Origin of the sequence: Desulfosarcina cetonica JCM 12296, from assembly GCF_001311845.1 — a bacterium.
GTDB lineage: Bacteria > Desulfobacterota > Desulfobacteria > Desulfobacterales > Desulfosarcinaceae > Desulfosarcina > Desulfosarcina cetonica.
In genome coordinates, this window is the sequence record NZ_BBCC01000443.1 from 1 (window position 1) to 1,439 (window position 1,439).

The window sequence follows — 1,439 nt, forward strand, 5'->3', positions numbered from 1 at the left end:
CGCCAATGGGCTCAAGGCCGCCTGTTATCGCTTGAACACCCGATTGCTCCACCGGCCTCCTCGGGACCCGGCGCCCGGCGGCCTGATCGAGAGACTCTTTCAAACCGCCCAACATCAGTTCGAGGCCGAGGTCCGCGCCGGAGATTTGCTCACCCTGGAGCAACTCAACCGCGCGCTGTCCGCCTGGCTGTCAGTCGCTTATCACAAAGAGATCCACAGCGAGACCGGACAATCGCCTGAAGACCGCTACCGACAGGGCCTGACCATCATCCGCCAGGTCGACATGAGTCGCGTGATCGAATCATTCATGCAAGCCATCCCGCGCACCGTCAACCGTACCTTTTCCGATGTCCAGGTCAATAAACGCTTCTACCGGGTGGATCCCAAGCTGCGCGGAGACAAGGTAGAGGTCCGCTTCGATCCGTTTTCAACCTGGGATAAGGTCCAGATCCATTCCCTGGATGGGCAGTATCTGGGCACCGGGTTGTTGCATCAGCGCCAAACCGGACTACCGGCCGTCCCGGACCCATGCAGGGGAAAACCCAAGCATAACTACACCGACCTTCTGATCCAGCAGCACAAACAGGAACTGGCCGAAAAAACCGGCGGTATCGATTATCGCCAAATCGTCGAACACCGCCGGTGGCCGTTTCACCAATTCGCCGGCACCGTGGCTCAGCTTCTCGGATTTAAAGCCGGGTTGACCGGGCTTTGCTCCGGCGACCTGGAAGCGCTCAAGAAGGTCTATAACCAAAGTTCATCCATCGACAGGCAGATGGTTAAAAACGCCTTTGAAAACGCAAGACAACCCAGCGTGCCCTACATCATCGCCGAACTCAAACAACTCATCAAAGGAGACCGCTAATGTTTTTGACCCATTTTTCTTTAACGGCCCATCCGTTTGCCGAAAAACCACCCATTGAATGGCTGCAGCGCGATCCCAGGATCGAACAGGCCCTGGCACGGCTTAAATTCTTTGAACAACAAGGCGCCCTGGCCTTGATCCTCGGCCAGACCGGACTGGGTAAGTCTTCACTGCTCAGACTCTTCATCCACGAGTTGCCGCACAACCGGTATCATCCCCTTTACCTTCATCTCACCCCCATCCAGGCGAATGCCTTTCTCAGGCTCATGGTCACCAAACTCGGCGAAAAACCCAGGATGGGAAAAGACCGCATGCTGCTGCAGATCCTCGAACGGATCAAACAAAACGAAAAGTGTACCCTGTTGATCATCGACGAGGCCCATCTGATCGATCCTAACACCCTGACCGACCTGCGCCTGTTGATCTCCTCCATCGATGAACAGATATCGCTCAAAATCGTCTTATGCGGCCAGGACAGCCTCAGGGATATCCTCAACCGTGCCTCGCATACCGATCTGGCCCATCGCATCAACATGCGCTTTGTCCTGCATGCGCTCTCCAAGGAACAATCCGG

General features: G+C 55.9%; 2 protein-coding genes. Both read left to right on the top strand.

Annotation, left to right across the window (positions count from 1 at the left end):
- Positions 1-865 (top strand): Mu transposase C-terminal domain-containing protein (locus tag JCM12296_RS34795; RefSeq protein ID WP_172684269.1); only part of this gene is annotated, 865 nt, incomplete at its 5' end.
- A partial coding sequence (locus JCM12296_RS34800; RefSeq protein ID WP_054702764.1) for an ExeA family protein occupies positions 865-1,439 on the top strand: 575 nt, incomplete at its 3' end. The genes JCM12296_RS34795 and JCM12296_RS34800, both read left to right, overlap by 1 nt.